Origin of the sequence: Streptomyces sp. NPDC057697 (assembly GCF_042799335.1) — a bacterium.
Lineage (GTDB): Bacteria > Actinomycetota > Actinomycetes > Streptomycetales > Streptomycetaceae > Streptomyces.
The window spans coordinates 18,844-41,411 of sequence record NZ_JBHVJA010000019.1 but is presented as its reverse complement, the minus strand read 5'-3'; the positions used below and the strand labels follow the sequence as shown (position 1 = coordinate 41,411).

Genomic DNA, 22,568 nt, shown 5'->3' with positions numbered 1-22,568 from the left:
CGGGGGCGGCGTCAGCCCCGCCCGGAAGCACCGGTCGCGGTCGTGTCGCGGTCCTCCTTCAGGGCCTCGGCCTGGCGCGCGCTCAGTTCGACCGTGCGCCGCATGTGCGTGATGAGCAGGGCCACCTCGTCGTCGTCGTACGCCTCGAACATCGACGTCCACGCCCCGTTCAGCCGCTCCCACACCGCGCCGACCGCCGCCATCCGGCCCGGCACGGTCGTGACGAGCACCCGACGCCGGTCGACGGTGTCCCGCTCGCGCGTCACGTACCCGCCCCGTTCCAGCCGGTCGACCAGCCGGGTCGCCGAGCCCGTGGTCAGCCCGGTCAGCTCCGCGATGCGGCCCGTGGTGACCGGCGCCGCCTCCAGACCGAGCAGGTTGAGGCACTGGAGATCGGTCGGGTGGAGCCGCAGGTGGTCCGCGACGGCCTGGTTGAAGAGCGCGTACGCGGCCATGTAGCGGCGCGACTCGACGGTCAGCTCGGCCATCAGCGCGCTGCGGCGGGGCCGGGACATCTGCGACATGCAGAAAGTGTACGAAGCAGACGCCCTACGCTCCCCACGCTCCCGACACAGCCGCTCACCGCCCGCCACGCACCACGCACCACCCGCCGCTCACCACGCACCGCTCACCGCCCACCCGAACCGTCGGCTACCGCATCCCGGAGCGATCACTCCTCCGCGCGCACCGAGCGACCGCTCTCACGGCGTCTCGGCGGTCAGATAGCGCTGGACGGTGGGCGCGAGCCAGGCGATCACCTCGTCGCGCGACATCTCGACGGCCGGTCCGAACCGCAGCACGTAGCGCGTGAGCGCCATCCCGAGTATCTGCGAGGCGACGAGCGCCGCACGCTGCGGCGCTTCGGCCGGAACGGGGCAGACGCCGACCGTGACCGCACCGATCTGCTCGGCGAAGACCGCCCTCATCCGCTCCGCACCCGCTTCGTTGGTGACACCGACCCTGAGCATGGCCGTGAGCACGCCGTCACCCTCCCAGCGGTCCAGGAAATGCGCGACGAGGACCGCGCCGAGGTGCTTGCCCGGCATGCCGCCCAGTTCGGGCAGCCGCAGGTCGATCGCGGAGGCGGCGACGAACAGCCCCTCCTTGTTGCCGTAGTAGCGCATGACCATCGACGGGTCGATGTTCGCGTCACGGGCGATGGCCCTGATGGTCGCGCGCTCGTACCCGTCGGCGGCGAACCGCTCGCGCGCCGCGTCGAGAATCGCGGCCTTGGTGGCGTCCGAACGGCGGGGCGGGGCGGCGGGCTTCGTCATGCCAACAAATGTAGGCCAACAAGCGTTGACATGCCAGCCGTGCCGGGTCTACCGTTGCCAACAAGCGTTGACCAACGTGCGTTGGCACGAGTCGTCGCAAGGGTGACAGCAGCACCGCAGAGACCGCAGAGACCGCAGAGAACCGACAGCACGCACAGGCAGCAGGCGCAGACAGCAGACAGCAGACAGCAGATGAACGGGCCCAGGAGGCAGGCATGACCACCACCCCGAGCACCAGCACCGCACCCGAGACCGTCGACGTACTCGTCGTGGGCGCGGGCCCCACCGGCCTGCTGCTCGCGGGGGACCTCGCCGCACAGGGCGTCTCCGTCACGCTCGTGGAGCGCCGGCCGCACAGGACGAGCAACATGACGCGCGCCTTCGCCGTGCACGCCCGCACGCTCGAACTGCTCGACAGCCGGGGCCTGGCCGACGAATTGATCGCAACGGGCACCACGCTCACCTCCCTGCGCTTCTTCGGCGAGCTCTCGCTCGACCTCTCCCGGCTGCGCACCCGCTTCCCCTTCGTGCTGATCACCCCGCAGTACGAGGTGGAGCGCGTGCTGGAGCACCGGGCCCGCGCCGCCGGTGTCCACTTCCGGTACGACACGGAGCTGACCGGGCTCCGGCAGGACGCCACGCCGGAATCCGTCACGGCCGAACTGCGCGAGGAGGACGGCAGCCGGACCGACCTCGTCGCCCGCTATCTCGTCGGTGCCGATGGAATGCGCAGCTCCGTGCGGCACGCGCTGGGCCTCCCCTTCCCCGGAAAATCCGTGATCCGGTCGATGGCCCTGGCCGACGTACGGCTCGCCGAGGCCCCGCCCGACGTGCTGACGGTGGGCGGCGTCGGGGACGCCTTCGCCTTCGTCGCGCCCTTCGGTGACGGCTGGTACCGCGTGATGGGGTGGAGCCACGCCCACCAGGCCGCCGACAGCGATCCCGTCGACCTCGACGAGGTGCGCCAGATCACCCGCCGCGCCCTCGGCAGCGACTACGGCATGCACGACCCCCGCTGGATCTCCCGCTTCCACAGCGACGAACGCCAGGTGCCGTCCTACCGCACCGGCCGCGTCTTCCTCGCCGGGGACGCCGCCCATGTCCACTCACCGGCAGGCGGCCAGGGCATGAACACCGGCCTCCAGGACGCCGCCAACCTCTCCTGGAAGCTCGCCGTGGTGATACGGAACCAGTCGGCGGACCCGGAGGCGCTCCTCGACAGCTACCAGGCCGAACGCCACCCGGTCGGCGCGAGCGTGCTCCGCTCCAGCGGCGCGCTGGTCCGCCTCGCCATGGCCCGCACCCCGCTCCAGCGGTCGGTACGGAACGTCGCCGCCGGGGCACTGTCCACGCTCCGGCCCGTCTCCGACAAGGCCATCGGCATGGTCTCCGGCATCTCCATCGCCTACCGGGCCCCACGCGGTGCCCACCCCCTGACCGCGAAGCGCGCCCCGGACCTGAGCCTGCGGGAGGGCCGCCTGCACCAACTGCTGCGCGACGGGACATTCGTCCTCGTCACGCCCCCCGGCACCACCGCTCCGGCATCATCCACCCCGCTGGTGCACGCCCACTGGCGGAACGGCCGCACCACCAGCCTGCTCGTCCGCCCCGACGGCTACATCGCCTGGGCGAGCAACCACACCGACCCGGCGGCCCTGCGCGCCGCACTCGCCCTGTGAACCCGGCCCCCACCCACCACCGACCAGTCGCTCCCGTACATGCCGCTGCTGTACAAACCACTGCCGTACATGCCACAGCCGCACATGCCACAGCCGCACATGCCGCAGCCGTAGATGTCGCTGCCCTGTTCCGAAGACCCACCACGCCCGATGACGAAGATCCCGCGTGACACGCTGGGGCCATGTCCATCACTCGCTCCGTAGCCCTGTTCGTCGTCGCCGCACTCTTCGAGATCGGGGGCGCCTGGCTCGTCTGGCAGGGGGTGCGCGAGCACCGGGGCTGGATCTGGATCGGGGCGGGCGTCATCGCGCTGGGCGCCTACGGCTTCGTCGCCACGCTCCAGCCGGACGGCGAGTTCGGCCGCATCCTCGCCGCGTACGGCGGTGTCTTCGTGGCGGGCTCGATCGTCTGGGGCATGGTCGCCGACGGCTACCGCCCCGACCGCTGGGACGTGATCGGCGCGCTGATCTGCCTGGCGGGCATGGCCGTGATCATGTACGCCCCCCGCAACCACTGACCCCGCGCCTGCCTATCCTGGCCCCGTACCGATCAGCTGTCCGAGGAGTCCGCCATGGCCGCCACCCCGATCGCCGTCATCACCGGAGCGAGCAGCGGCATCGGCGCCGCGACCGCCCGGCAGCTGGCCGCAGCCGGCTACCGCGTCGTACTGACCGCCCGCCGCAAGGACCGCATCGAGGCGCTCGCCGCCGAGATCAACGAGGCGGGCCACCAGGCGACGGCGTACGCGCTGGATGTCACCGACCGCGCCGCGGTGGACGAGTTCGCCTCGGCGTTCCGCAGCCTCGCCGTCCTCGTCAACAACGCCGGCGGCGCACTCGGGGCCGACCCCGTAGCCACCGGCGACCCCGCCGACTGGCGCCAGATGTACGAGACGAACGTCATCGGCACGCTCCACGTCACCCAGGCGCTGCTCCCCGCCCTCACCGCGAGCGGCGACGGCACGGTCGTGATCCTCTCCTCCACCGCGGGCCTGTCCACCTACGAGGGCGGCGGTGGCTACGTGGCCGCCAAGCACGGCGAGCACGTCCTGGCCGAGACCCTCCGGCTGGAGATCGTCGGCACCCCGGTCCGCGTCATCGAGGTCGCCCCCGGCATGGTCAAGACGGAGGAGTTCGCCACCACCCGCTTCCGCGGCGACGCCGAGAAGGCGGCCAAGGTGTACGCGGGCGTCGACGCCCCGCTCACCGCCGACGACGTGGCCGACACCATCACCTGGGCCGTCACCCGCCCCAGCCACGTCAACATCGACCTCCTGGTGGTCCGCCCCCGCGCCCAGGCCTCCAACTCCAAGGTCCACCGCACCACCTGAGCGCGCCCCGCGCACGTCCCGCGCACACCCCGAGCACGCCCCGTGAGCGGATGGGGAGCGAAGGGAGAGTGGAGGGGGAGCTGCCCGAGGAGCGACAGGGGCGCGATCGGGTAACGACCGGAAGCGGATGGAAACGGACTGAAGGGTACGAAGGGATACGGAAGGTAACAGAAGCGGATGGAAGCGGGTGGACGGGAAGGGCTCCGGACACACCACCCGCGCCCGGAGCCCTTCCGTCCCGTTGTGCGCCGAGGGCCCCTCAGCCCTTCACGCACACGATCTGCTTGAGCTTGGCGACGACCTCCACCAGGTCCCGCTGCTGCTCGATGACCTGCTCGATCGGCTTGTACGCGGCCGGGATCTCGTCCACCACGCCGGAGTCCTTGCGGCACTCCACGCCCCGCGTCTGATCCTCCAGGTCACGCGTCGAGAAGCGCCGCTTCGCGGCGTTCCGGCTCATCTTCCGGCCGGCGCCGTGCGAGGCCGAGTTGAACGACTTCTCGTTCCCGAGGCCCTTCACGATGTACGAGCCGGTCCCCATCGAGCCGGGGATGATCCCGAAGTCCCCGGAACCCGCGCGGATCGCGCCCTTCCGCGTGACCAGCAGGTCCATGCCCTCGTACCGCTCCTCCGCCACATAGTTGTGGTGGCAGGAGATGACCGGGGCGAAGGTGACCTTGGCCTTCTTGAACTCCTTGCGGACCACGTTCTGGAAGAGCGCCATCATGATGGCGCGGTTGTGCTTCGCGTACTCCTGCGCCCAGAACAGGTCGTTCCGGTACGCCGCCATCTGCGGGGTACCGGCGATGAACACCGCCAGGTCGCGATCGATCAGGTCCTGGTTGTGCGGCAGCTTCTGCGCCTGCCCGATGTGGAAGTCGGCCAGCTCCTTGCCGATGTTCCGCGACCCGGAGTGCAGCATCAGCCAGACCGAACCCGACTCGTCGAGGCAGAACTCGATGAAGTGGTTACCCGATCCGAGCGTCCCCATCTGCTTCGTGGCACGTTCCTGACGGAACTTGACCGCATCGGCCACTCCGTCGAACCGCCCCCAGAAGTCGTCCCAGCCCGGCGCCCGGAGGCCGTAGAGATGGTCCGGCTCCACGGCCTCGTCGTGCATGCCCCGGCCCACCGGGATGGCCTGTTCGATCTTCGACCGGAGCCGGGACAGATCGCCCGGCAGGTCATTGGCCGTCAGGGAGGTCTTCACCGCGGACATGCCGCAGCCGATGTCCACGCCGACCGCCGCCGGACAGACCGCGCCGTGCATCGCGATCACCGAACCGACCGTCGCCCCCTTGCCGAAGTGGACGTCCGGCATGACGGCGAGACCCTTGATCCAGGGCAGCGTGGCCACATTGCGCAGCTGCTGCATCGCGACGTCCTCGACGGAGGCCGGGTCGGCCCACATACGGATGGGAACCTTCGCCCCCGGCACCTCTACGTAAGACATACTTCCTCGATTCCCCCGAAAAGCCTGAAAGCGCAAAACCGGTGCCAAGATCGGCAAATGAGTTGGCCGACCGGCATTCACAGCGGCGCGTGCGATACACATTGTGTCCACCGGTCGCCAATGAGCGGCAACCGTTTTTCGCACGAAGGGAGCCCAGGACCGTGCGACGAATGGCCTACGTAACCGGCACCGCGCTACTGGCAGCGCTCGTCGTCGGCTGCAGCGCCGACACCGGAACCGGTGGTTCCGCAGCAGACGGCAAACCCGGCGAGACAACCGTCGCCGCCGCGGCCCCCGGCAAGTACCGCACCCTTCCGGAGCCCTGCGGCGCCGTCGCGCTGTCCACGCTGAAGGATCTGCTCCCGGGCGCCGCCGAACTCTCCGAGGAGCAGCAGAAGAAGGTGTACGAGGGCACCGCCGCCGTCACCTACAACACCGACCGCCGGGTCGGCTGCAACTGGAAGTCCGAGGACCCCTCCTCCTCGCACACCCTGTCCATCGACTTCGAGCGCGTCGTCTCCTACGACCCCGCGGTGAGCGACGACGACCGGGCCCGCGAGGTGTACACGAAGAAGGAGACGTCCGCCGGTCTGTCCTCCCCGACCGCGAGCCCCGACAGCGCGGACGGCGGCACGGACACCGGCACGGGCGACGACAAGAGCGACGACAAGGGCGACAGCAGCAGCGGCAACAGTGGCAACAAGGGCGACAAGAAAGACAAGAAGGACAAGGACGACAGCGCGAAGGGGATGAAGTCCAACGCCTCGACCGATTCCGATGCCGCCTCGCACGCCCTGACCTCCCCCTCCTCCACCGCCTCCGAGAGCGGGAGCACCGACGCGACGGCCGACGAGAACACCGACGACGCCACCGACGACTCGCCGGACAGCCTCCAGCCGCGCACCCTCGACGACCTCGGCGACAGCGCGTTCCTGAACGATCTGCTCACCCGCGCGGGTTCCTCCGCACAGCACCGCACGGTGAGCGTGGTATTTCGCACATCGAACGTCATCGTGACCGTCGAGTACACCGAGCAGCCGACCGTCTCCACCGTGGTCCCCGACAGCAAGGAACTCCAGGAGAAGGCCCAGGCAGTGGCCCGGAACCTGGTCGACAAGTTCAGCGAATGACCCCGTCCCGGGCGCCCCTGGCCCCCGGCGCCGCGCGCCGCCGGGCCCCCGGTCGAGGCGGCGCCCGGCCGTGGTCCGTCGTACCGTGGCCCTCCGGAAAACCTCCGGAGCAGCTTCCGGGACACCCTCCCGAACACCGTCCGACCACCCGACCACCCGCCCGATCGGCAGACCGGCAGACCACGCCCCGCCGTCCGACCACCCGCCCGGCCGCCCGGCCATCCACCCGACCGTCCGCCCACCACCTGGCAGCCCGCCCGCCGCGCCACCCGAGTGAAGGAACCATGCACCGTTCAGCCCCGCGACTCTCCCGCATACTCGCCTGCGCCGCCGTTCCGGTGATGCTCGTCGTCGCCGGCTGCTCGTCGGACTCCGGCGACACGAAGGGATCGGACTCGTCCGAGTCGTCCCCCTCGTCGAGCGCGAGCAAGAAGGCGGAACCGACCGTCGAGCCCGCGAAGTTCGCCGCGTTGCCGGACCCGTGCAAGTCGCTCGCCAAGAAGACGGTGGCCTCGCTGGTTCCCTCGGCGAAGTCCAAGAACGGCACGGCCGCCGGTTCCAGCGACACCGCGTACCGCGCCGGCTGTTCCTGGAACGGCCTGGACGACAACGGGGTGAAGGGCTCCCAGTACCGCTGGCTCGACGTCGGCTTCACCCGCTTCGACTCGGACCAGGCCCTGGGCAGCGGCGCCAAGCGCGCACAGCAGGACTTCGACAAGCAGGTCGCCAAGGCCAAGGCGTCCGAGGGCGCCAAGAAGGTCGCCGAGGCCCCCGTCGCCGGCATCGGCGAGCAGGCCACCAAGGTCACCTACGACCTCTCCAAGACGGGCGAGGACTTCAAGTACGCGACGGTGGTGACCCGGACCGAGAACGTCGTCATCACCCTCACCTACAACGGCGCCGGCTACGCGGGCGCGAAGACCCCGTCCGCCGACGACATCCTGAAGGGCGCCGAGAAGGCGGCCAAGGAAGCCGTGGCCTCCGTCGTCGGCACGGGATCGACCAAGCCGTCGGACACGACCTCGCCGAGCGGGAAGACCTCGGACGACAAGTCGAGCGACGACAAGTCGACGGACAAGACGGACAAGAAGACGAACGACAAGTCGGACGACAAGGCGGACAACAAGAAGGACGACAAGGCCGACGACAAGAAGGACGACGGCAAGTCGACGGACAAGAAGACCTCCGCCCACACGTCGTCCGTCAAGAAGACGAGCTAGCAACGCCCCGTCCCGGAAGCAGCCTTACGGAAACGGCCTCCCGGAAACGGCCCCGCGGAATCGGTCTCCCGGAAGCGGTCCCACGAAGCCCGGTGCTCCCCCGAGCACCGGGCTTCGCCCCTCCCCGCGCAACACGCCGCGTTCCCATGTGCCAGGCTGTGCCCGCCAGAAGTCGCAGCAGGACGCCGGACAGGCCGTCGGAGCACGGCATCGGACAAGGCATCGGAACGAGGCTCCGGAACACGGCGCCGGATACGGGAAACGGAGAGGTGAACGCGGGTGGCCGCCATGCAGCTGACACGCACCCACCGGATACTCATCGGTCTCGTGGTCGCCGGTGCGGTGCTCATCGCCGCGATCGGGTTCGCGGGTTCGTACGCGGCGGTGCGCGAACTCGCCCTCCAGAAGGGTTTCGGGGACTTCTCGCTGGTCTTCCCGATCGGCATCGACGCGGGCATCTGCGTCCTGCTCGCTTTGGACCTGCTGCTGACCTGGCTGCGCATCCCGTTCCCGCTGCTGCGCCAGACGGCCTGGCTGCTGACCGCCGCGACGATCGCCTTCAACGGCGCCGCGGCCTGGCCCGACCCGCTCGGCGTCGGCATGCACGCGGTCATCCCGGTGCTGTTCGTGGTCTCCGTCGAGGCCGCCCGCCACGCGGTGGGCCGGATCGCCGACATCACGGCCGACAAGCACATGGAGGGCGTCCGCCTCACCCGCTGGCTGCTCTCCCCCATCCCGACGTTCAAGCTGTGGCGCCGGATGAAGCTCTGGGAACTCCGGTCGTACGAGCAGGTCATCAAGCTCGAACAGGACCGGCTGATCTATCAGGCCCGGCTCCAGGCCCGCTTCGGCCGCAACTGGCGCCGCAAGGCCCCCGTCGAGTCCCTGATGCCGCTGCGCCTGGCGAAGTACGGCGTCCCGCTGGCCGAGACCGCCCCGGCCGGCCTCGCCGCCGCGGGCATCGAACCCGCCCTGCTGCCCCCGGCCCCCGCCCTGGCCCAGGTCGAACCGGGCGAGTCCCAGCCCGAGTTGCCGTACGCCCCCGAGCCGCAGGACGCCCAGCAGCCCGAACACCTCCAGCACGACACCCTTCAGCACCAGCAGCAGCACGGGCCTCAGGAGCAGCAGCAGTACCAGCAGCACGGCCACCCCTCCGACCCGGCCGACGCCGGGGACTGGCCCCAGGAGGGCCCCGGCTCGCACGAGAGCCCGTGGTTCGCCTCGGCCCGGGTGCCGGACGACGCGTACGAGGGCGACTACGACCCGGCGTACGTCGAGGGCCGGGAGCCGGCCCCGGTGATGGTCCCGTCCGGCCCCGGCGGCCGCACCCGCCCGCTGGGCGACGTGGGCACGATCGGCGCCGTCCCGGCCTCCCGCACCCCGGAGCAGCACCAGCAGGAACAGCTCCAGCAGGAACAGCTCCAGGAACAACAGCCCCACCAGCCCCAGCAGTCCCAGCAGTCCCAGGAACAGCTCCAGGAACAGCTGCCGCTCCAGGAACCGCAGCAGGCGCCCGAGCCCGAGCCGGACCCGGCCGAGTGGGCCCAGGAGGACGCCGAGTTCGCCGAGATCGCGTACGACGTCTTCGCCGCGTTCGTGAACCAGCACCATGACTACCCGAGCGTCGACGCCCTGGACATACACGTCACGGACGGCCACAACGTCAGGCACCCGCGCAGCGCGGCCCTGATCCGCCGCCTGATGCCGGAGTTCAAGAACCGCTACCACGCCGAGCTCGAAGCCGACCACATCGCCTGAGCCCCACCCCCGCAGCACCACCCGCGCCAACGGCGGAGGGCCGTCACCCGATCCACCGGGTGACGGCCCTCCGCACAAACAACCTCCGTACAAGTGCAAACAGCCCCCGCACGGACAAGCTCCGCACGGACGAGTTCCGTGCGAACGAGCTCCGTGCGAACGAGCTCCGTGCGAACGAGCTCCGCACGGACGAGCTCCGTGCGGACGAGTTCCGTGCGGACGACGCCTACGCGCCCAGCAGCCTGCGCACCCGCTCGGCGCCCACGGCCAGCAGCAGCGTGGGCAGCCGCGGCCCCGTGTCACGGCTGACCAGCAGTCGGTACAGCAGCGCGAAGAACGACCGCTGCGCGACCTTCAGCTCGGGCGTCGGCTTGGCGTCCGGCTCCAGGCCCGCCAGGATCTTCGGCACGCCGTAGACGAGCGTGGTGAGCCCGTCCAGCGACCAGTGCGAGTCCAGCCCGTCCAGCAGCAGCCGCAGCGACTGGCGGCCCTCCTCGTCCAGCGAGCCGAGAAGCTCCTTGTCCGGCTCGTCGCGCACGATCGTGCGGGCCTCGGCCGGGACCTGGCTGGTGATCCAGTTCTCGGCGCGGTCGAGACGGGGCCGCGCCTCGTCCAGCGAGGCCAGCGGGTTCTCCGGGTCCAGCTCGCTCAGGATGCGGAGCGTCTGCTCGTCGTGCCCGGCCGTGATGTCGGCGACCGACGCGAGCGTGCGGTACGGCAGCGGGCGCGGCGTGCTCGGCAGCTCACCGGCGGCCGTGCCGATGGCCCGCGCGTACGCGGCGGCGTCGGCCGGCAGCACCGAGCCCTCGGCCACCTTGCGGCCCAGCGAGTCCCACTCGTCGTAGAGCCGCTGGATCTCCTGGTCGAAGGCGATCTTGAAGGACTGGTTGGGCCTGCGGCGCGCGTACAGCCAGCGCAGCAACGGCGCCTCCATGATCTTCAGCGCGTCGGCCGGGGTCGGCACCCCGCCCTTGCTGGAAGACATCTTCGCCATGCCCGAGATCCCGACGAAGGCGTACATCGGGCCGATCGGCTGCACGCCGTCGAAGATCTCGCGGACGATCTGGCCGCCGACCACGAACGAGGAGCCCGGCGAGGAGTGGTCCACACCGCTCGGCTCGAAGATCACGCCCTCGTACGACCAGCGCATCGGCCAGTCGACCTTCCAGACCAGCTTGCCGCGGTTGAACTCGTTCAGCCGCACGGTCTCGGCGAAGCCGCAGTTCGTGCAGGTGTAGTTCAGCTCGGTGCTGTCGTCGTCGTACGACGTGACGGTCGTGAAGTCCTTCTCGCAGTTGCCGCAGTAGGGCCTGTACGGGAAGTAGCCCGCCGAACCGCCGCTGCCGTCGTCCTCGCTCGCCGCACCGGAGCCCGCCTCGGCCTCCAGCTCGGCCTCGTCGACCTTCTTCTGCTGCTGCGGCTTCTTGCCGCCCTTGGCACCCGCCGCGGCCGGGTCCTTCTTCGTCCGGTACCGGTCGAGGACCGCGTCGATGTCGGCGCGGTGCCTCATCGCGTGGAGGATCTGCTCGCGGTAGGCGCCCGCCGTGTACTGCTCGGTCTGGCTGATGCCGTCGTACTCGACGCCCAGCTCGTCCAGCGCGGCCGTCATGGCGGCCTTGAAGTGCTCGGACCAGTTCGGATGGGCGGACCCGGCCGGGGCGGGCACCGAGGTCAGCGGCTTGCCGATGTGCTCGGCCCAGGACTCGTCGACGCCCGGGACGCCGTTGGGGACCTTGCGGTACCGGTCGTAGTCGTCCCACGAGATCAGGTGCCGGACGGTGTACCCCCGGCGGCGGATCTCGTCGGCGACCAGGTGCGGGGTCATGACCTCGCGGAGGTTGCCCAGGTGGATCGGGCCCGACGGGGAGAGGCCGGACGCGACGACGACCGGTTTGCCAGGCGCACGACGCTCCGATTCGGCGATGACATCGTCCGCGAAGCGGGAGACCCAGTCGGCCTCGGTGCTGCTCTGACTCTGAGCCACGGTCTGCACGTCCTTCTCTCTTGTAGGACTCGTAGGAAACACCCCGGTGGGACGCATAGGGGGCACCGCCCATTCTCCCAGGTCCCACCGGCAGCGCGAAAACGGCTTTACACCCCGTGGGATACTGGGCGTGATCCCTTGTACTCCTACGGAAACGGCAGCCAGCTCATGGCCTCGGTCAATTCCCTCGCTTCCACGCTCCAGCAGCAGCTCGCGGACGCCCTGACGGCAGCCCTGCCGGATGCCGGCACCGCGGACCCGCTGCTGCGCCGAAGCGACCGGGCCGACTTCCAGGCCAACGGCATCCTGGCCCTCGCCAAGAAGCTCAAGGGCAACCCGCGCGAGCTCGCCTCGCAGGTCACGGCCGCGATCCCGGCGGGCGACCTGATCAAGGAGATCGAGGTCTCCGGCCCCGGCTTCCTCAACATCACGCTCACCGACAAGGCGATCACCGAGACCCTCGCCGCCCGCGCCGCGGACGACGCGGGCCGGCTCGGTGTGCCGTACAACAGCGCCGCCGGCACGACCGTCATCGACTACGCCCAGCCGAATGTGGCCAAGGAGATGCACGTCGGCCACCTGCGTTCCGCGGTGATCGGTGACGCGATGGTGCAGATCCTGGAGTTCACGGGCGAGTCCGTGGTCCGCAGGCACCACATCGGCGACTGGGGCACCCAGTTCGGCATGCTCATCCAGTACCTGACCGAACACCCGGACGAGCTGACCCACGAGGGCGACGGCGGCGAGGCGGACGGCGAGGCCGCCATGTCCTCGCTCAACCGGCTCTACAAGGCCTCCCGCGCCCTCTTCGACTCCGACGAGGAGTTCAAGGCCCGCTCCCGGGACCGCGTCGTGGCGCTCCAGGCGGGCGACGCGGAGACGCTCGCCCTGTGGCAGCGCTTCGTCGACGAGTCGAAGATCTACTTCTACTCGGTCTTCAACAAGCTCGACATGGAGATCCGGGACGCCGACATCGTCGGCGAGTCCGGCTACAACGACATGCTGGAGGAGACCTGCCGCATCCTTGAGGAGTCGGGCGTCGCCGTCCGCTCCGAGGGTGCGCTCTGCGTCTTCTTCGACGATGTGAAGGGCCCGGACGGCAACCCGACGCCGCTGATCGTCAAGAAGTCGAACGGCGGCTACGGCTACGCGGCGACCGACCTCTCCGCGATCCGCGACCGGGTGCAGAACCTCAAGGCGAGCACCCTGCTGTACGTGGTGGACGCCCGGCAGGCCCTGCACTTCAAGATGGTCTTCGAGACAGCCCGCCGGGCCGGCTGGCTCAACGAGGACGTCAAGGCCGTGCAGCTCGCCTTCGGCACGGTGCTCGGCAAGGACGGCAAGCCGTTCAAGACCCGTGAGGGCGAGACGGTCCGGCTGGCCGACCTCCTGGACGAGGCGATCGACCGGGCCTCCACCGTCGTGCGCGAGAAGGCCAAGGACCTCACCGAGGACGAGATCACCGAGCGGGCCACTCAGGTCGGCATCGGCGCGGTGAAGTACGCCGACCTGTCCACGTCGGCCGCCCGCGACTACAAGTTCGACCTGGACCAGATGGTCTCGCTGACCGGCGACACCAGCGTGTACATCCAGTACGCGCACGCCCGGTCCCGCTCGATCAAGCGCAAGGCGGGCGAGCTGAAGTCCCAGCCCCACCCGGAGCTGGAGCTGGCCCCGGCCGAGCGCGCCCTGGCCCTGCACCTGGACCAGTTCGCCGAGATCGTGGCCGAGGTCGCCGCCGCGTACGAGCCGCACAAGCTGGCCTCGTACCTCTACCAGCTCTCCTCGCTCTTCACCACGTTCTACGACCAGTGCCCGGTGCTCAAGCCCGAGGTGCCGGGCGATGTGGCCGAGAACCGCCTCTTCCTCTCGGACCTCACCGCCCGCACCCTGCACCAGGGCATGGAGCTGCTCGGCATCCGGACCCCCGAGCGCCTCTGACCGACGCGGGGCGTTCGTACGCGCCGGCGCGTACGCACCCGCCCGTACGCGCCCGCCCGTACGCACCGGCCCGGTGCGGTGACCCCGGTTCCTACTCCTTGGTCACCCACTGGGCCGTGTCGTACCGGTACGTGTACTCCGGCCGGGCCTTGATGCTGCTGGTACGGAACGGCTTCCCGCCGTCGTCGATGCGCAGCGTCCCCTTGCGGCCGCCGCTGCTCCACTCCAGCTCCAGGTACCAGCTGACGTCGTGCCCCTCGACGTGGGCGTTCAGGTCGAGCACCTCCACATCGGTGGAGGAGACCCGGAACGGGAAGTTCTTCGGCGGCACCCGCTCGTCCTGCTGCTGACCCTCCACCGGGGTGAGAGTCGGCCGGCCGTCGTCGAGGTCGATGTCGAAGGACTGCGGGGTGATGCCGCTTCCGCAGCCCTCCCCCATCGAGTACGCCGACCAGGCCAGCGGCGCCTTCCGGGACAGCGTCCGCACATGCATTCCGTTCAGCACGACGGCCTGCCCCGACTTTCCCTGCACGGTGACCTCCAGCAGCATGTCGCCGCCGTCCACCCCGCCGAGCGCCCTGGCCCAGCCGCGCGTGTCCTGCGGCGGGGGCGGCGGCGGCACGTCGTTCGGCTTCTGGTCCAGCACGTAATACTTGCCGCAGGGCTCTTCCCAGTTGTACGAGCTGATGGTCGCGCTCAGCGGTACGCCCCCGCTCTGCCGCCCGCCGCCCGACCCGGCTCCCGTGTTGTCGCCGCCGGACGCGGCGGTTCCGCTGCCGGTCGCCGGGGACGAGGCCCCCGCCGTACCGGACAGGACCGGCTTGCCCGGCTTCTTCTCCTTGTCGGGTGACGCGGTGGGGCCCGCATCGAGGCGGGGCCGGACGGACGCGATCTCTTCCGGGTCCCGGCCGTCCACGGCGGGGACGTTGCTGAGGTCGGCGTCGTCCTTGCTCGACAGATTGCTGACGATGATCGAGGTGGGCACCGTCAACGCGACGACGGCGGCAGCCGCGAGCAGCACGCGCGTCCGGGCGGAGGGCAGGAACCGCCGGGACCGGCTCGCCCCACCGGTCACGACCTCGGACCCGGCCCCGGACTCGGACCCGGCCCCGGACTCGGGCTCGGACCCGGACCCCGAGCCCGACCCTGTTCCGGACGCGGACGCGGACGCGGACGCGCCGATGCCCTGGCCCGCGTCCGAAGCCGCGTCCGAGCCCTCTTCCGAAGCCGCTTCCGGAGCCGCTTCCTGAACGGGCTTCGCGGCTTCCTCGGGAACTCTGTCCGAAACCGCCCCCCGGTCCGGCTCCCCCGCCGACGCCGCAGCAGCCCCAGGAACGGACCCCACGACCGGCTCCGCGGCGGCGGCCGGGCGCCGCCGGGCCGCGTCCGCCACGATCCACCGCCGGTGCAGCTCCACCAGCTCGTCCGGGTTCGCCCCGCACAACCGCGCCAGCCGTTCCACCGGGGCGTACTCATTGGGCACCGCGTCACCGTTGCAGTAGCGGTGCAGCGTCGACGTGCTGACGTGCAGTCTTCCGGCGAGAACTCCGTAGCTGCGCCCCGAACGGTCCTTCAGTTCCTTCAGCAGAGCCGCGAATTCCCCGGCCTCCGGCGTCGCCATCGAGGCGTTCCCCCTCCTGGTCCGTCCCGGAATGCCGTTCCAGGGACGTGGAATCTGCCCAGGTCACAGTACGCGCAGCCATTCCAGCGTCCCCAATGGGCCGTTCGGCGTTGCGGACGGAATCCGCCGCCCCGCAATCTGTGGACACACCGCAGCGACCACCGGGACAACGCAGTGCGACTCCACTTCCGCATCGACCGCGTCGATGCCGTGGCCATCGGCGTGGTGATCCTTTCCACCGCGATCGTCATGGCCCTGATCTTCCACACCTGATCTTCCACACCTGATCCTCCGCACCTGACCGAACGACGCATCACCACCTGACACGGGGAGTTCCACCACCATGCGCAACCACATCCGCACCACCGCCCTCGCTGCCACCGCCCTCCTGGCCGCCTTCTCGCTCACCGCCTGCGGCGGCGACGACAGCGCGGACGCCGGCAAGGCGGCCCCGGCGGCCAACAGCACCGCCACCGCCGGCACGGGCAAGGACGCGAAGGACACCAAGGACACGAAGGACGCCACGGACACCGAGAAGTCCGGCAACGGCACGGCCGACGCCCCCGCCGAGAACGCCTCCGCCACGTCCAAGGGCTCCACCACCGGCGGCGGCCACGGCGGGAAGAGCGCCACCGGAAGCGGCAGCAAGTCGCCCGTCACCTGCACCGGATCGAACACCAAGGTCACCGTCAGCAAGGTCAGCCGCCCCATCAACCACCTGCTGCTCACCGCGACCAACACCGGCTCCGTGCCCTGCTACGCGTACCACGCGCCGGCGCTCCGCTTCGACGACGCCCAGGCCGTCTTCCCGGTCCTGCGCGACAGCATCCCGCAGGCCGTCGTCACCCTCGCGCCGGGACAGTCCGCCTACGCCTCCATCGGGCTGTCCGGCGAGCCCGACGGGCAGGAGCTGCACAAGAGCACCCACCTCGGCGTGTACTTCATGGGCAAGAGCAACCAGGGGTCCACGGGCGCCTCCGCCGAGCTGACGCTCCCCGCCGGCACCACCTGGGGCGACAACGGCTTCGTCACCTACTGGCAGAGCGAGATGGCCGACGCGCTCACCTACTGAGCCGACGCGCCCACCTGCTGAGCCGACACGCTCACGTACCGACCCGCCGCACCGGCGCTCCGCACCACCCCGACCACCCCCACCACTACTCCACGTACTCCTCGTCGCTCTCGTTGGAGAGCGTCCCGCTCAGGAGCGCCCCGGGGACCAGCTGCCATTCGCCGGTCCCCGGGGCGCGCTGGTATTCCTGGACCAGGTAGTCCAGCGTGGTCGGCACGTCCTCGAACCCGAACTGGTCGTCGCTGCCGGACAGCCGCACCTCGAACCGCAGGACCCTGCCTTCTTCGAGCACCCAGCGCTTGACGCGGCTCTCCACGTCCCGCTCGAACTGCTGGTTGAGGCTGTTGCTCATGGGGGCGAGGTTGCGCGGTTCGGCGGGGCCGTGCAGATGGTGGTTGAGGAGGTGCCCGCGAACGGCGCCGAGCCCCCAGGCACCGCCCTCCGGCTCGAAGCCCGCCTGCCCGGCCGGGGGCCGGAGGGTGAGCGGGGCGGCCACCATCGACGTGCCCATCGTGACGGCGACCTTGTCGCCTTCGTGGTCGACCTCGTAGAAGTCACCGGTCGTGAACGTGACCGAGGTCACCGGCAGCTGGTCCAGCGGCGCGGTGCCGGGGTGCTGGGCCCCGTACGCGCCGACCGCCCGGTACGCGGTCTCCAGGACCTCCGCGACCACCTCTCCGTACGCCCGGGTCCAGGGGAACCTCAGCCGGTTCCACAAGGCGGCCGCTTCGGAGTCTCCTCCGGCCTGCTCGACCCGGTCGAAGTCGAGCGTTTCCTTCGGGTCGGGGCCGCTCCCCGTGTGGTCGATCAGGTGATCCACCTTCCCTGCCTGGTCGATCACCACCTTCTGCTCGTACCCGTCGGCCATCACTGTGCCGTCGTCGTTGAGCTCGACGACATGGCAGGTGATCCCCTGCGGCAGGGGGTCCGTGGGCAGGCCGTGCACCACGACCTCGTAGCGGAAGGTGCCCCGGTCGTTGTAGACCATCTTCTTGAGGGGTTCCTCGACCAGCCTGCTGTGCTTGGCGTTGAGCGGCTTCCGGAATGGCGCGAGGTTCTCCGGGGTGGCCGGGCCGTGCAGATGAGCGTTGAGCAGGTGCCCCTCCACCGCTCCGCCGAGGTCGGCGTAGGTGCCGGTGGTCGCGTCGGAGCCGGCGGCGCCGCGCAGCGTCAGCGGATCCGCCAGCACGGACGTACCGCGCGGCACTCCCCCGGCGTCGATGACCGGTCCGAACCGGACGACGCTCGCGGGTACGTCGTTGTCCTCGCCGAACTTGTTGCCGAGGGCCTGCTGCACCTCGCCCATGCCGCTGTCCCAGCCGTTCGACAGCTTCTGGTAGGTCAGCAGGATCTGGTGGACGTCCACCGCGGTGGGAGCGGACGCGGAGGCCCGCAGGGTGGCCCAGTCACGCAGTGGCGTGGTGTCCCCGGGCGCCGGGTCGTGGCCCCGCAGCAGTTCTATGCCCGGACCGGGGGCCCGCTGCACGACCTCCCCGGCCCCCGCTCCGCCCGTCTCCTCGGGGCCGGGACCCGCCCGGTCGGGCACGGGACCGGACATGACCCGCCGGGCATTGGCCTCGGCCTCGCGCTCGAAGCGGTCGGCGGGGTCCGAGACGCGCAGCCCGGCGCCGTCGTCCTCGCCCGCGACGGGGCCCTGCCGCTGCTGGACGACATGGGTGAGCTCATGGGCGAGGGTGTGCCGGTCGCCACCGCCCTCACCGATGACGACATGGTCGCCGGAGGTGTACGCACGGGCGCCGACCTCGGCCGCCGACGCCCTGGCGGCGCCGCCGTCGTGGATGCGGACCTGGGAGAAGTCGGCGCCCAGCCGGGCCTCCATCTCGGTCCGGGTGGCCCGGTCGAGCGGGCGCCCGCCGCCGCGCAGGACGTCCTGGACGGCGGCGCCCCCTTCGGGCCGCCCCTCGTCCCCCAGCGCTCCGGACGCGCGCAGCATCTGTACGACGACATCGTTCCCGACGGCGGCCTGGAGGCCGAAGAGGCCCGGCTCGGGCGCCGGTCCCGCGTACGGGTCGTGGGCTGCGGCGACCGGAGGCGCCGCAGCCGCGCGGCGGTCGGTCCTGTCGTCGCTGTCGCGGTTCCGCGCGGGCACTTTTCCGGGTCGCTGGGCCATGCCTCCTGCATAGCGGCCAACGGCCTGCGGGGGCAGTCGCGTTCAGGACATCGGCGGGCGCTGCGACCGGACCCGGCCGGACAGCCGCCCACCCCCGCACCGGAGCTCGCCCAGCAGCCGCCCGCCCCGGCTCGGTCCGGACGGGAGGACCTGACATCGGCCCCATGGCGATGCTCGTGCGCCTGACACCCGCAACGAACGCGGCGCGCGTCCGCCGTGCGTGCACCTGACACCCCAGCGAACCCGCCGCGCGTCCGCCGTGCGTGCACCTGACACCCGCGGCGAACGCGGCGCGCGTCCGCCGTTCCGGCATACGGGCCGTCAGCCACGGCCGCGAGGCGTCACTGCCTCGGGGCCTCTCCTGCTTCCCCGTACTCCCCTCGTACACCCTCACGCACCAGTGGCTGCGCGAGCCGACGCGGCGCGGCGGGCCGCGTGGCCTCGTCGCCGTGCACCTCCGGCTACCGGACGACGAACCCGTCACCGTGGGCCAGTACCACCGCGGCCCCGCCGCCGTCACGGCCGCCGAGGCCGTACGCCGTATCGCCGCCCTGCCCGAGCAGCTCACCCGGGCACTCCACTGGTTCTCGCTGCGCCGACGCGGACCACCCGGCCCCGGAAGTCCGCCGGGCCCTCGTCCGGGCCGTCGCGGCGTGGCAGTCCCCCGCGGCCGCGGAACTCCTCAGCCGCCTCGCCGGGGCCCGGACCGAGGTGTCCGTGCAGCCGTCGAGTTCAACGCTCCCGCGCCCCCGTCCTGCCCCCCGCGCACACCCGTACAGATTTCTTGTACGGGTCGGGCACGCGTGACGCGGGCACCTGGGTGGAAGTTCGCCCGGTATGCACCCGAGGAAGAAGAAGCGCAAGAACGCATCGGCCATGAAACTCGTGGGGAGGCTGGTCGCCGTCTTCCGCATGGCCGCCCGCCTGACCCAGCAGCAACTCGCCGAACTGGCAGGCCATCAAGTGGAGACGATCGCCTCCATCGAGCAGGGCAGGCGCGCTCTGCTGCCTTCGCTGGCCCTGAAGCTCGACCAACTGCTGGACACCAAGGGCGCGTTGTCGGCGGCCATCGAGGAGATGCCCGAAGTCGACCTGATCCCGGCCTGGGCGGGCGAGTATCTGGAGCTCGAACTGGAGGCGCTCGCGCTCTCCTGGTACGACAACCAGGTCATGCCGGGGCTCCTCCAGACGGAGCGGTACGCGCAGGCGATGTTCCGCAACCGGATTCCGGCCTTCAGCGAGGAAGAGGTCGCGTTGCAGACGGAATCCCGTCTGAAACGTCAGGAGATCCTGCACCGGCCGTCGCCCCCGACCATCAGCTTCGTCGTCTGGGAACCGGTCCTGAGCCTCCAGCTCACCGACGACGAAGCGCACGCGGAACAGCTGCGGCACCTGCTGGAATGCGCCGCGCTCCCCGGCATCTGCCTCCAGGTCCTGCCCCTGAACCACCGCACTCACGCAGGCCTCGCTGGCCCCTTCATCCTGCTGGAAACACCGGAATACCAACGCGTCGCCTACTCCGAGACACAGCGCGGCAGTCTGCTGGTCTCCGACCCCGACGAGATCAGCATCCTCTCCCAGAAATATGCGATGCTGCGAGCCCAGGCCCTCAGTCCCGAAGAGACGATGGCCCTACTGAAACGTCTGCTGGGAGAGCAATGAGCACCGCACTTGAATGGTTCAAGTCCAGCTACAGCAGCGACGAAGGCGGCGCCTGCCTCGAAGTCGCTTACGAATGGCGCAAGTCGAGCTACAGCGCAGACGAGGGCGGGCAGTGCCTCGAAGTCGGCTACCACTGGCAGAAGTCGAGCCACAGCGCCAGCGAGGGCGGGCAGTGCCTCGAAGTCGCCGCGCACACCGCCGCCGTCCACGTCCGCGACTCCAAGAACCCCGGGGGCCCCGTCCTCACCGTCGCCCCCACCACCTGGACGGCGTTCGCCGGGTTCGCCGCCGAGAGGCACACCGGCTGAGACCGCCCCGAGGGAGGAACCGCACCACCATGGCCGTCATCCACCGCACCACCCTGTCACCCACCAAGCTGGAACTCCTCGCCGTCTGGCTGCCCGCACAGCCCTGGTACCGGGGCAAGGCGCACCGGCCCGAGCTGGCCAGGACCGGCGGATTCCGGCTGGACGACCCGGAGGGCGAGGTGGGCATCGAGTTCATGGCGGTCACCGACACCTCCGGCGCCCAACCGGTCACGTACCAGGTGCCGTTCAGCTACCGCGACGCACCGCTCCCCGGCGCCGAGGAAGCCCTCATCGGGACGTCCGAGCACGGGGTACTGGGACAGCGGTGGGTGTACGACGGAACGCGTGACCCGGTCCTGGCCGCCCAGCTGTTCGCCCTGCTGACCGGCGAGGCCGAACCGCAGATGCAGAGCACCAGCGACACCCCGGACCCGTCCGTCACCGCCGGGATCGACGCGTCGGAACGCGGCACGGAGATCGCCTCCTTCACCACCACCGACACCCCGGACGGCACGGACATCCTGGTGGCGACGGCACCCGCGGGACGCCTGCTGACCCTCCGCGTCAACCGCGTCCTGCGGCCCGGCCAGGACGCGGACGGCCGGGCGCTCGGCCAGGTCACCGCGCCCGCGCCACTGCCGGACGGCACCACGGCCCCCATGGCGTACGTCGTCGTCCACGCCCACCCGTAGCCCGTAGCCCGTAGCCCCACTCGTTGCCCCATCCGTAGCTCCATCCGTAGCCGCCCCGATCAGCTGTCGTTCCCGCACCGCAGCGGCCCCGCCCGGCCGTTGTCAGTGGCCGCGCCTAGAGTTCCGGTCATGGCGACGCTCCCGAATCCGCTCCCGTCCCTGGCCACGTCAGGGATCCAACTCCCGCCCGGCTCACTGGTGGACGCCACGATCGACGGCCCCTGGCACGAGCCGCTGCTCTGGTGTGCCGACGAGCCCGCGTCCCCCGGGACATGGGCCGCGCTGCGCGCCGCCGGGCGTCCGGTCGGCCTGCTTCCCGTGCTGGTGGACGGCGGCAGACGCGACCAGTGGCCCGCCGACTGGGACCTGACGCCGGACAGCACGTCGTACCCCGGCGACCACGACGCCGAGGAAGTGCTCACCGAATACTGGGAGGACTGCGCGCCCGAGGAGTTGGACGCCTCCGAGGGCGACTGGCCGGGCCTGGCCCCCGTCCCGGCCGCCGAGGGCCAGAGCACCCCGGACGACCTGGCGGCCGAGGTCGTCGACGAATACGTGGGGCCGGGCGACTGGTACCCCGGCGCGCGGATGGCGCTCGTCCCGGCCCGGCGCAGCGCGGACATACCGGCGGCGATCGGCTGGTCGGGACCGCTCAACTTCGAGGAGGACACGGCCCGTCTCTCCGCCGTGCTCCGCTCCTGGGAGGACCGCTTCGGCATACGGGTGGTGATGCTGGGCTTCGACACCCTGACCGTCTCGGTCGGACGGCCGCCCACCACCCTCGCCGAGGCCCGCGCGGTCGCCGCCGAGCACTTCGCGTTCTGCCCGGACAACATCGAGCAGAACCCGCCGTACAACCTCGACGCCTACGCCGAGAAGAGCGTGCTGAACCAGGAGACCTGGTCGTTCTGGTGGGACTGAACCACCGGTCGGGCACCCGCGCGGCCGGGCTCCGGCCCGGCAGGGGGAGCCCACGGCCATGACGCATCCGGACGCCTGTGGCCCCCGGCCGATCCCGGCCTGCGCCACCGAGCGGGCAGGGCCCTGCCGGCGGCGTTGAACGACCCCGAGGAGGATCTGGTGCGCCAGTACGCGGCGATGGCGCTCGGTCCCTGCGCCTCGGACGACCCGGCGGTCGCCGGGGCCCTGTTCGCCGCCTCGGGACCCGGGGAGGACCCCCTCGTCCAGGCGTGCGCGAGGTCCGCCCTGGAAGAGGCGGGCCTCGTCTGAACGTGCCCGGCGCGGAGCCGGGAGATGACTGCGGCACGGCCGGGAGCCGACTGCCGCACGGGCCGGAACTGACTGCGGCACC

At 70.9% G+C, this 22,568-nt stretch carries 19 protein-coding genes; 13 read left to right on the top strand and 6 right to left on the bottom strand.

What is annotated here, in order from left to right; genetic code table 11:
- Window positions 1–11: 11 nt before the first annotated feature.
- Both ACFVFH_RS32975 and ACFVFH_RS32970 read right to left on the bottom strand, forming a co-directional pair.
- Window positions 12–515 (bottom strand): MarR family winged helix-turn-helix transcriptional regulator, encoded by a 504-nt coding sequence (locus ACFVFH_RS32975; RefSeq protein ID WP_383775900.1) that lies wholly within the window; start codon window positions 513–515, stop codon window positions 12–14.
- A gap of 186 nt (window positions 516–701) precedes the next feature.
- The gene (locus ACFVFH_RS32970; protein ID WP_383775739.1) at window positions 702–1,274 is read right to left on the bottom strand and encodes a TetR family transcriptional regulator; all 573 of its coding nucleotides are present in this window, start codon (window positions 1,272–1,274) and stop codon (window positions 702–704) included.
- Between the two features lie 215 nt (window positions 1,275–1,489).
- Between ACFVFH_RS32970 and ACFVFH_RS32965 the strand changes: the two genes are divergently transcribed.
- The 3 genes from ACFVFH_RS32965 (at window position 1,490) to ACFVFH_RS32955 (ending at window position 4,284) form a co-directional block, all read left to right on the top strand.
- A complete protein-coding gene (locus tag ACFVFH_RS32965; protein WP_383775737.1) occupies window positions 1,490–2,953 on the top strand; it encodes an FAD-dependent monooxygenase in 1,464 nt (487 codons plus the stop codon).
- A gap of 182 nt (window positions 2,954–3,135) precedes the next feature.
- Complete coding sequence (locus ACFVFH_RS32960) at window positions 3,136–3,471, top strand: YnfA family protein (RefSeq protein WP_383775734.1); 336 nt, start codon at window positions 3,136–3,138, stop codon at window positions 3,469–3,471.
- Window positions 3,472–3,525: 54 nt separating this feature from the next.
- A complete protein-coding gene (locus ACFVFH_RS32955) occupies window positions 3,526–4,284 on the top strand; it encodes an SDR family NAD(P)-dependent oxidoreductase (RefSeq protein ID WP_383775732.1) in 759 nt (252 codons plus the stop codon).
- A gap of 259 nt (window positions 4,285–4,543) precedes the next feature.
- Here ACFVFH_RS32955 and ACFVFH_RS32950 read toward each other — a convergent pair whose 3' ends face one another.
- A complete protein-coding gene (locus tag ACFVFH_RS32950) occupies window positions 4,544–5,737 on the bottom strand; it encodes an RtcB family protein (RefSeq protein WP_383775730.1) in 1,194 nt (397 codons plus the stop codon).
- 170 nt (window positions 5,738–5,907) lie between these two features.
- Between ACFVFH_RS32950 and ACFVFH_RS32945 the strand changes: the two genes are divergently transcribed.
- The 3 genes from ACFVFH_RS32945 (at window position 5,908) to ACFVFH_RS32935 (ending at window position 9,845) form a co-directional block, all read left to right on the top strand.
- A complete protein-coding gene (locus ACFVFH_RS32945; RefSeq protein WP_383775728.1) occupies window positions 5,908–6,867 on the top strand; it encodes a DUF3558 domain-containing protein in 960 nt (319 codons plus the stop codon).
- Between the two features lie 284 nt (window positions 6,868–7,151).
- Window positions 7,152–8,087 (top strand): DUF3558 family protein, encoded by a 936-nt coding sequence (locus tag ACFVFH_RS32940; RefSeq protein ID WP_383775725.1) that lies wholly within the window; start codon window positions 7,152–7,154, stop codon window positions 8,085–8,087.
- A 288-nt stretch (window positions 8,088–8,375) separates the two neighbouring features.
- Window positions 8,376–9,845 carry a DUF2637 domain-containing protein gene (locus tag ACFVFH_RS32935; protein WP_383775722.1) on the top strand — a complete coding sequence of 490 codons (1,470 nt, stop codon included), beginning with the start codon at window positions 8,376–8,378 and terminating at the stop codon, window positions 9,843–9,845.
- A gap of 226 nt (window positions 9,846–10,071) precedes the next feature.
- On the opposite strand, the gene lysS is transcribed toward ACFVFH_RS32935, so the two are convergent.
- Window positions 10,072–11,838: a lysine--tRNA ligase gene (gene lysS / locus ACFVFH_RS32930; protein WP_383775719.1), complete on the bottom strand. Its 1,767-nt coding sequence runs from the start codon at window positions 11,836–11,838 to the stop codon at window positions 10,072–10,074.
- 159 nt (window positions 11,839–11,997) lie between these two features.
- On the opposite strand from lysS, the gene argS reads away from it, so the two are divergent.
- The gene (argS, locus tag ACFVFH_RS32925; RefSeq protein WP_383775898.1) at window positions 11,998–13,770 is read left to right on the top strand and encodes an arginine--tRNA ligase; all 1,773 of its coding nucleotides are present in this window, start codon (window positions 11,998–12,000) and stop codon (window positions 13,768–13,770) included.
- A 91-nt stretch (window positions 13,771–13,861) separates the two neighbouring features.
- Here argS and ACFVFH_RS32920 read toward each other — a convergent pair whose 3' ends face one another.
- On the bottom strand, window positions 13,862–15,391 hold the full coding sequence (locus ACFVFH_RS32920; protein WP_383775717.1) for a helix-turn-helix domain-containing protein: 1,530 nt from the start codon (window positions 15,389–15,391) through the stop codon (window positions 13,862–13,864).
- A 343-nt stretch (window positions 15,392–15,734) separates the two neighbouring features.
- Between ACFVFH_RS32920 and ACFVFH_RS32915 the strand changes: the two genes are divergently transcribed.
- Entirely contained in the window at window positions 15,735–16,463 is a 729-nt protein-coding gene (locus tag ACFVFH_RS32915) for a DUF4232 domain-containing protein (RefSeq protein ID WP_383775714.1), read from the top strand.
- Between the two features lie 85 nt (window positions 16,464–16,548).
- Here the strand turns inward: ACFVFH_RS32915 and ACFVFH_RS32910 are convergent, their stop codons facing one another.
- The gene (locus ACFVFH_RS32910; protein WP_383775712.1) at window positions 16,549–18,594 is read right to left on the bottom strand and encodes a DUF4157 domain-containing protein; all 2,046 of its coding nucleotides are present in this window, start codon (window positions 18,592–18,594) and stop codon (window positions 16,549–16,551) included.
- 876 nt (window positions 18,595–19,470) lie between these two features.
- Here ACFVFH_RS32910 and ACFVFH_RS32905 point away from each other — a divergent pair.
- The 5 genes from ACFVFH_RS32905 to ACFVFH_RS32885 all read left to right on the top strand — a co-directional run bounded on the left by ACFVFH_RS32905 (window position 19,471) and on the right by ACFVFH_RS32885 (window position 22,486).
- Entirely contained in the window at window positions 19,471–20,256 is a 786-nt protein-coding gene (locus tag ACFVFH_RS32905) for a Scr1 family TA system antitoxin-like transcriptional regulator (RefSeq protein ID WP_383775896.1), read from the top strand.
- On the top strand, window positions 20,253–20,564 hold the full coding sequence (locus ACFVFH_RS32900) for a DUF397 domain-containing protein (protein ID WP_383775709.1): 312 nt from the start codon (window positions 20,253–20,255) through the stop codon (window positions 20,562–20,564). Before ACFVFH_RS32905 ends, ACFVFH_RS32900 begins: the two co-directional genes overlap by 4 nt.
- Window positions 20,565–20,593: 29 nt before the next feature.
- Entirely contained in the window at window positions 20,594–21,256 is a 663-nt protein-coding gene (locus ACFVFH_RS32895) for a 1,4-alpha-glucan branching protein (RefSeq protein ID WP_383775706.1), read from the top strand.
- Window positions 21,257–21,385: 129 nt separating this feature from the next.
- Window positions 21,386–22,177, top strand: coding sequence for a DUF4253 domain-containing protein (locus ACFVFH_RS32890; protein WP_383775704.1), 792 nt, complete (start codon window positions 21,386–21,388; stop codon window positions 22,175–22,177).
- Window positions 22,178–22,336: 159 nt separating this feature from the next.
- Window positions 22,337–22,486, top strand: coding sequence for a hypothetical protein (locus tag ACFVFH_RS32885; protein ID WP_383775702.1), 150 nt, complete (start codon window positions 22,337–22,339; stop codon window positions 22,484–22,486).
- Window positions 22,487–22,568: the final 82 nt, after the last annotated feature.

What these genes read in the sequence shown, in the direction of transcription:
- argS (WP_383775898.1), top strand. Translation starts at nt 11,998, where the DNA reads ATGGCCTCGGTCAATTCCCTCGCTTCCACGCTCCAGCAGCAGCTCGCG.
- ACFVFH_RS32895 (WP_383775706.1), top strand. Translation starts at nt 20,594, where the DNA reads ATGGCCGTCATCCACCGCACCACCCTGTCACCCACCAAGCTGGAACTC.
- ACFVFH_RS32950 (WP_383775730.1), bottom strand. Translation starts at nt 5,737, where the DNA reads ATGTCTTACGTAGAGGTGCCGGGGGCGAAGGTTCCCATCCGTATGTGG.
- ACFVFH_RS32905 (WP_383775896.1), top strand. Translation starts at nt 19,471, where the DNA reads ATGAAACTCGTGGGGAGGCTGGTCGCCGTCTTCCGCATGGCCGCCCGC.
- ACFVFH_RS32910 (WP_383775712.1), bottom strand. Translation starts at nt 18,594, where the DNA reads ATGGCCCAGCGACCCGGAAAAGTGCCCGCGCGGAACCGCGACAGCGAC.
- ACFVFH_RS32975 (WP_383775900.1), bottom strand. Translation starts at nt 515, where the DNA reads ATGTCCCGGCCCCGCCGCAGCGCGCTGATGGCCGAGCTGACCGTCGAG.
- ACFVFH_RS32955 (WP_383775732.1), top strand. Translation starts at nt 3,526, where the DNA reads ATGGCCGCCACCCCGATCGCCGTCATCACCGGAGCGAGCAGCGGCATC.
- ACFVFH_RS32965 (WP_383775737.1), top strand. Translation starts at nt 1,490, where the DNA reads ATGACCACCACCCCGAGCACCAGCACCGCACCCGAGACCGTCGACGTA.
- ACFVFH_RS32890 (WP_383775704.1), top strand. Translation starts at nt 21,386, where the DNA reads ATGGCGACGCTCCCGAATCCGCTCCCGTCCCTGGCCACGTCAGGGATC.
- ACFVFH_RS32915 (WP_383775714.1), top strand. Translation starts at nt 15,735, where the DNA reads ATGCGCAACCACATCCGCACCACCGCCCTCGCTGCCACCGCCCTCCTG.
- ACFVFH_RS32920 (WP_383775717.1), bottom strand. Translation starts at nt 15,391, where the DNA reads ATGGCGACGCCGGAGGCCGGGGAATTCGCGGCTCTGCTGAAGGAACTG.
- ACFVFH_RS32940 (WP_383775725.1), top strand. Translation starts at nt 7,152, where the DNA reads ATGCACCGTTCAGCCCCGCGACTCTCCCGCATACTCGCCTGCGCCGCC.
- ACFVFH_RS32960 (WP_383775734.1), top strand. Translation starts at nt 3,136, where the DNA reads ATGTCCATCACTCGCTCCGTAGCCCTGTTCGTCGTCGCCGCACTCTTC.
- ACFVFH_RS32945 (WP_383775728.1), top strand. Translation starts at nt 5,908, where the DNA reads ATGGCCTACGTAACCGGCACCGCGCTACTGGCAGCGCTCGTCGTCGGC.
- ACFVFH_RS32935 (WP_383775722.1), top strand. Translation starts at nt 8,376, where the DNA reads ATGCAGCTGACACGCACCCACCGGATACTCATCGGTCTCGTGGTCGCC.
- ACFVFH_RS32970 (WP_383775739.1), bottom strand. Translation starts at nt 1,274, where the DNA reads ATGACGAAGCCCGCCGCCCCGCCCCGCCGTTCGGACGCCACCAAGGCC.
- ACFVFH_RS32900 (WP_383775709.1), top strand. Translation starts at nt 20,253, where the DNA reads ATGAGCACCGCACTTGAATGGTTCAAGTCCAGCTACAGCAGCGACGAA.